The 6254-nt window shown below is 75.5% G+C and carries 7 protein-coding genes; 2 read left to right on the forward strand and 5 right to left on the reverse strand.

The features are described from left to right. The coding region (locus BG452_RS27735) for an NAD(P)-binding domain-containing protein (RefSeq protein ID WP_188307091.1) at nt 1–209 on the reverse strand (209 nt) is incomplete at its 3' end. 69 nt (nt 210–278) lie between these two features. Here BG452_RS27735 and BG452_RS27740 point away from each other — a divergent pair. Then, nucleotides 279–800 carry a MerR family transcriptional regulator gene (locus BG452_RS27740; RefSeq protein WP_188307092.1) on the forward strand — a complete coding sequence of 174 codons (522 nt, stop codon included), beginning with the start codon at nt 279–281 and terminating at the stop codon, nt 798–800. A 4-nt stretch (nt 801–804) separates the two neighbouring features. Beyond that, entirely contained in the window at nt 805–1581 is a 777-nt protein-coding gene (locus tag BG452_RS27745; RefSeq protein WP_188307093.1) for a GNAT family N-acetyltransferase, read from the forward strand. A gap of 120 nt (nt 1582–1701) precedes the next feature. On the opposite strand, the gene BG452_RS27750 is transcribed toward BG452_RS27745, so the two are convergent. The 4 genes from BG452_RS27750 to BG452_RS47805 all read right to left on the reverse strand — a co-directional run bounded on the left by BG452_RS27750 (nt 1702) and on the right by BG452_RS47805 (nt 5750). After that, on the reverse strand, nt 1702–2799 hold the full coding sequence (locus BG452_RS27750; protein WP_188307097.1) for a PP2C family protein-serine/threonine phosphatase: 1098 nt from the start codon (nt 2797–2799) through the stop codon (nt 1702–1704). A gap of 306 nt (nt 2800–3105) precedes the next feature. Beyond that, nucleotides 3106–3528: a MarR family winged helix-turn-helix transcriptional regulator gene (locus tag BG452_RS27755; RefSeq protein WP_188307094.1), complete on the reverse strand. Its 423-nt coding sequence runs from the start codon at nt 3526–3528 to the stop codon at nt 3106–3108. A gap of 30 nt (nt 3529–3558) precedes the next feature. Further along, nucleotides 3559–4854, reverse strand: a complete 1296-nt coding sequence (locus BG452_RS27760) for a M48 family metallopeptidase (protein WP_188307095.1) — start codon at nt 4852–4854, stop codon at nt 3559–3561. 140 nt (nt 4855–4994) lie between these two features. Next, nucleotides 4995–5750 (reverse strand): universal stress protein, encoded by a 756-nt coding sequence (locus tag BG452_RS47805; RefSeq protein ID WP_188307096.1) that lies wholly within the window; start codon nt 5748–5750, stop codon nt 4995–4997. Nucleotides 5751–6254: the final 504 nt, after the last annotated feature.

Consider the following 6254-nt stretch of genomic DNA (forward strand, 5'->3'; position numbering starts at 1 on the left):
GCGGAGGCCACGGCCGCGGCGACGGTCCCGGCCGCCCGCGCGCCCCGGGCGAGCAGCTCGCCCTCCCGGCCGGGGGTGCGGTTCCAGACCGTGACGGGGTGGCCGGCGGCCAGCAGCGCCCCGGCCAGTGCCCGGCCCATCGGGCCGAGTCCGAGCACGGCAACGGCGTTGCCGGAAAAGGGGGTTGAGGAAGATCGTTCGTTCGGCATGGCGGTTACGCTAGACCTTCACGCCGACGGCAGGGTCAAGCCGGAGGCAGCTCGACGGGAGGTGCCGCGATGCGGATCGGAGAACTCGCCCGGCGGACCGGGGTCACCCCGCGCGCCCTGCGCTACTACGAGGAGCAGGGGCTGCTCACCCCCGAACGCCGCCCCAGCGGCTACCGGGATTACGGCGACCGGGACGTGGACACCGTCCACGGCATCCGCACCCTGCTCGCGGCCGGCCTCAGCAGCAGCGTGATCGCCGAGATCCTCCCGGGCCTGCCGCTGCCCGGGCAGCGCCGTCCCGGCCCGACCTGCCCGGAGCTGCTCGACGGCCTGGCCCGGGAACGGGCCCGGATCACCCGGCAGCTGGAGGAACTCGCGGCCGCGCGCGACCTGTTGGACGCCGTCATGGGCGCGGAGGCGCCCAGCGAGGTGATCCGCACCCCCCGGCCGGAGCCGGCCGAGCGGAAGGGCGCCGAGCGGAAGTCCGTGGGGCGGAAGGCCCCAGAACGGAAGGCCCCAGAACGGAAGGCCGTGGGGCGGAAGGCCGCGGGGAAAACGGGTGGCGGACGGCCACGCCTCGTGCTGGAGTGACCGGATGGATCGTGATCACGTACGTGCCCTGTTCGACCAGCGGATCCGGCGCGACGCGCAGCCGGACGGCCCCGGCGTCCGCGTGGAGCGCGACGGCGCCGTGGTGCGCCTGGTCGGCGGGGAGCGCGCCTGGAACGGCATCGTCTGGTCCGGTCTGGACGAGGCCGGGGCGGACGCCGCGATCGCCGCGCAGGTGGCCCACTTCACCGGGCTGGGCCTGGAGTTCGAGTGGAAGACCTACGCCCACGACCAGCCCGCCGACCTCGGCCGTCGGCTGCTCGCGGCCGGGTTCACCGCCGAACCGGACGAGGCGCTGATGATCGCCCGGATCGCCGACCTGCCCACCGACGCGGCCCTGCCGGAGGGCGTCCGGCTGGAGCCGGTGACCGACGAGGCCGGGGTCGACCTCATGGTCGTCGCCCACGAGCTGTCCTTCGGTACCGAATCGCCCGCCCTGCGCGAGCGGCTGCTCGACCACCTGCGGCACGACTCGGAGACGCTCCTCATGGTCGTCGCGATGGTCGGCGACCAGCCGGTCAGCGCAGCCCGGATGGAACTCACCCCGGGCACCGGGTTCGCGGGCCTGTGGGGCGGCGGCACCGTCCCGGGCTGGCGAGGCCGGGGCATCTACCGGGCCCTGGTCGCCCACCGGGCCCGCCAGGCCGCCGAACTGGGCTACGAGTATCTCCAGGTCGACGCGAGCGACCAGAGCCGCCCGATCCTGGAGCGGCTCGGCTTCGCCCGGTTGAGCACCACCACGCCGTACGTGTACCAGCCGTAGCGGCCCCGGGGGAGGGAAAGGGCAGGAGGCAGCTGACAACCAACGGCTGACAGATGTCGACATCTGTCAGCTGTTATCTGTTATCTGTCAGCTGAAACCCGGCACCCGCCGATCCCGCCCTCACCAGAGCCGCTCCACCACCACCATCGCCGCGTCGTCGTCCAGCCGGCGGCCGACGTGGGCGAGTAGGTCGCGGCGCAGGTGGTGCAGCAGGACGCCCGGGCGTTCGGCCTGCCAGGCGGTGACCCGTTCGGTGAGCGGGTAGAAGCGGCGCTGGGCGTCCCGGGCCTCGATCACGCCGTCGGTGTAGATCAGCAGCCGGTCGCCGGGACGGAACGGGTAGGTCTGCACCTCGTAGGAGACCGGGGCGAGCTCGCCGAGGCCGAGCGGCGGTGCCGGGTGCCGGGTGGTGAGCGTGGTGACGCCCTCCGGGCGCAGTAGCAGCGGGGGCGGGTGGCCGCAGTCGATCAGGTGGACGAGCGCCTCGTCGTCCGGGATGTCGAGCAGGACGGCGGTGATGAACGACTCGCCGCCCTCGTCCGGTGCGTCCTCGGGCGGCCGCGGGTGCCGGGACCGTTCGGCCTGCCGGGCCTCGGCCAACTGGGCGAGGTCCCAGCAGACGCTGCCGTCCAGGTACTCGGCCAGGCCCGGCAGGTCCGCGTGCAGGTGGGCGGCGGCCCGGAAGGCGCCGAGCAGCAGGGCCGCGTCGCCGAGCGAGGCCAGCCCCTTGCCGCGGACGTCGCCGACCAGCAGCCGGGTGCCGTCGGTGGTCCGGGCGGCCGCGTAGAGGTCGCCGCCGACCTGCGCCTCGGCCTCGGCGGCCAGGTAGACGGAGGCCAGGTGCAGCGTCCCGATCCGTTCCGGCAGCGGGCGCAGCAGTACCCGCTGGGCGGCCTCGGAGACGGAGCGCACCCTGGCCAGTTCGCGTTCGTGCCGGGCGCGCAGCACCCGCAGGCCGACGATCAGCACCGAGACGATCACCTGGGCGCTGAGCTGGGTCTCGATGTTGGCGCTGGTCAGGCCGTCCCGGACGGCGCCGATGACGGTGAGCGCGGCGATGGCGAGCAGAGCGACCGCGGCGGTGGCCCGGGGGCCCGCCAAGGAGGCGGTGAGGGCAGGGGCGACGATCAGCAGCGGGCCGAGGTGGATCTCCGGCGGCGAGAGGATGTCGACGACGGTGATCACGACGATCAGTGCGAGCGGCAGTGCCGTCATCATGCGCCGGTCGGGCCGCCAGGAGCGGCGGCGGGCGCGTGGACGGGACTGGTCGGGACGCTGCCGGAGGGGCACCTCTCCTCTGTACACCGTGGGAGTGGTGGGGCGCACCCCGGGACGGCGGTCCCGGGCTGTGGAGCCCGGTGTGCCGGGCCGGCCCTTCCGGCCCGAGGCCGGTCCTCCGGGGCCGAGGTCGGCCCCGCGCCCGAGGTCAGCAGCCACGCGCCGGTGATCAGCAGCCACGCGCCGGTGATCAGCCCCGCGCCGGTGATCAGCCGTTCCGGCGGGAGGTCAGCCTCGCGTCGGAGGTCAGCCTTCCTCGCCGTACCGGGCCAGGTAGTCGGCGAAGCGGGCGACGTCCTCGTCGGACCAGTCGGTGAAGCGGGTGGTGAAGGCCGTCCGGCGCTGCTCGTTGGCGTCCCGCAGCAGGGTGAGTCCGGCCTCGGTGGCGCGCAGGATCTGACCGCGCTGGTCGTCCGGGTCGGCCTCGCGGCGCAGCAGGCCGAGCTTCTCCAGGGCGGTGACCTGGCGGCTGACGGTGGACTTGTCGAGCATGAAGTGCGCGGCCACGTCGGCGGCCCGGCAGCCGCCGCGCTCGGTGATCAGGTCGAGGATGCTGTAGGTGACCAGGGAGAGGTCGGGGTGCAGCTGGGAGGCCTTGTGCCGGGCACGGCGGGCGAAGGCGGTCAGCTCGCGCTGGATGGTGTCGATGGACGACTGGCGGCCGGGCACGGCGTTGCTACCTCCTCGAAATTTGTTGCACTATACAACGGATTCGCCCGGGGTCGTGCGCTGCTCCGTCGCCGGCCCGTCGGCCGGAGCGGCCACGGCCCGGCCTCGCGCGGCCTGCCAGGCACGGGCGGCCGCGATCCGGCGGGTCGCACTCGGGTGAGTGGCGAACAGTAGCTCAAGCAGCCGCGGCGGGTCGACATCCGAGACGTTCACCACCGCCAGTCTGCGCTGCATCGCCACGAACTGCTCGACGTCCCCGGTCAGTTCGAGTGCGTGCCGGTCCGCCCTGGCCTCGATCCGGCGGCTCACCGCGCACTGGGCCGGCCCCGACAGGGCGCTGATGAGCGCCGCGAGCGCGGCCAGCAGCGGCAGCGCCCGGGGGTCGGCCGGGCCGACCGCCCCGGCGGCCGTCACCAGCGGACGCCAGTCGGCCAGCAGGCCCAGCACGGCCACCGCCACGGCGACGCCCACCGCCCCGCGCGCCGTGCCGACCGGTACGTCCCGGTGCTTGACGTGCCCCAGCTCGTGCGCCACCACCAACTCCACCTCGCGCGGCTCCGCGGCCGACAGCAGCGTGTCGTACGCGACGATCCGGCGGGTCGCGCCGAAGCCGGACACGTACGCGTTCAGCGCGGTGGTCCGCCGGGAGGCGTCCGCCACCAGGACGTCCCGCACCCGCACCCCGTCCCGCTCGGCCAGCGCCAGCAGGGCGGTGCGCAGCTCGCCCGGCGGCATCGGGGCGAACCGGTTGAACACCGGCTCGATCAGCAGCGGGTAGAGGAAGGACAGCGCGACCGTCAGCAGCGCCGCCCCGCCCGCCGCCGGCAGCCACCAGTACCGCGGCGACCAGGCCGTCAGCGCGAACAGGCCGAGCACGAGCGGCAGCACCAGCAGCAGGGTGAGCGCGAACGAGCGCAGGGTGTCCGTCGCCCAGCCCGCCCAGCCCTGGGTCACCAGCCCGTATCGGGACCGGACGGCCCGCACCCCGGCGCCGAAGGGCAGCTGCAGCACCTGGCCCAGCACCACCAGGGCCGTCGCGCCGGCCAGCACCGCGGCCGTCCGGGAACCGCCGAGCCAGCGGCCGGTGGCGGTCACCAGCGCGGCGCCGACCGGGGTCAGGCCGAGTACCAGGGTCAGCGCCAGGCCCGCCACCCGGCCGCCGAGTGCCCACGGCAGCTGGGCGCGGCGCAGCGCGCGGCCGCGGGCACGCTCGGCGGGGGCGAAGTCGGTGTCGCCGCCGGGGGCGGTGCGGCGGTCAGCGGCGTCAGCGGCATCGGGGGGTTCGGGGGTTTCGGGGGCGTGGGCTTCGGGGTCGGGGGTGTTCATCGGCGGGGTGGCTCCGGCGGGGGGTGAGGGGGGCGGGTCCAGCATGTCCTACCGCACGTGGCGGGCGCCCACTCGTCGTGACCGTTCGTGGTGCTCGTTCGTGGTGCCTGTTCGTGGCGCCGGCTCACCTGTCGTGAGGCTCAGCCCTCCGTCGGCCCGGTGGCGCCGTGGACCCCGGCGCGCAGCAGCTGGTGACCGAGGTCCACCAGGGCGCGGCCGACCGCGAACTCGTCGCCGACCGCCGGGGCCGGGGTGTCGCGGGGGTTGCGGCGGGCCAGGGCGTCGCTGTGCAGGACGGTGCCGTCGGCGTCCAGCACGGCGTGCACCCGGGTGGTGTCCCGGTCCTCGACCAGGTGCAGGCTGAGCTGCCAGTCCTTGGTGCGGGCGGTCTCCGGGGCCCGCTCCGCCGCCGCGGCGTCCTCGGCCGGCGGGGCCGGGGCGCGGGCCGTACCGTCCGCCCGGACGATCACCACCGGGCAGACCCCGTGCACCGCGCAGCGGGTGGACACCGAGCCGAGCAGCGTCCGGGCGAAGGTGCCCCGGCCGCGGCTGCCGAGCACCAGCAGGTCCGCGTTCTCGGCCGCCTCCAGCAGCACCTCGGCGGCGTGCCCGGGCACCAGGCTCTCCCGGATCTCCACCGGGCGCTCCGGCCCGACGATCCCGTCGACCTCGGCGGTCAGCGTGCGGTGGGCGGCCTGTTCGAACCCCTCGTCCACCATCGGCGCGAACCAGCCGTACAGCGCGGGGTACTCCCAGGCGGCCACCGCGTGCACGGCGGCCCCGGTGAGGACGGCCTGGTCGACCGCCCAGCGCAGTGCCGCCTTCGACGGCTCCGACCCGTCGATGCCGACCACGATCCGGCGCTTCCGACCGGGGGCCGGTCCGCTGCTGGCCATCACGCACCTCCTCCGCCGCCCAGGCGCGAGCGGGCGTGCGGCCCGCCCGTCCCGCCTGGGCCCTCACCTCCACGCTGCGCGCCGCCCGGCCGGGGCGCCAGGGACGCGGTGGCCGGGTGGGGCCCGGGATCGGGACGGGCGGGCCAGGTGAGAGCGGGTCTCGGTCGCGGCTCCCGCCCCTCCCGCGCCCCCAGTGCCTCTCTGTGTCCGGAATGTTGTGGATGCGGGCCCAAGCGGTGCTGATTCGGTGGCGTAGGCTGACCGCTCTTGCGTCAACCTCGGGGGGAACCACTCATGCGCCGTGCCGCGGCCGCCGTCGCCGTGTTCGTCGGGCTGACCGCCGTCGCCGCCTGCGGGCCGGACGATCCGGCGCCCGCCCCGGCGTCGACCGCCCCGCCTTCAAGCGGGCGGTGGCCGAGGAGTACGGGGTGCGGCTGTCCGGCGAGGTGTACGACCTGCCGCTGCACCTGCAGCCGGTGCTCGCCCCCTACCGGGGCGGGCCGC

The sequence above is a fragment of the Streptomyces sp. CBMA123 genome (genome assembly GCF_014596465.1).
Lineage (GTDB): Bacteria > Actinomycetota > Actinomycetes > Streptomycetales > Streptomycetaceae > Kitasatospora.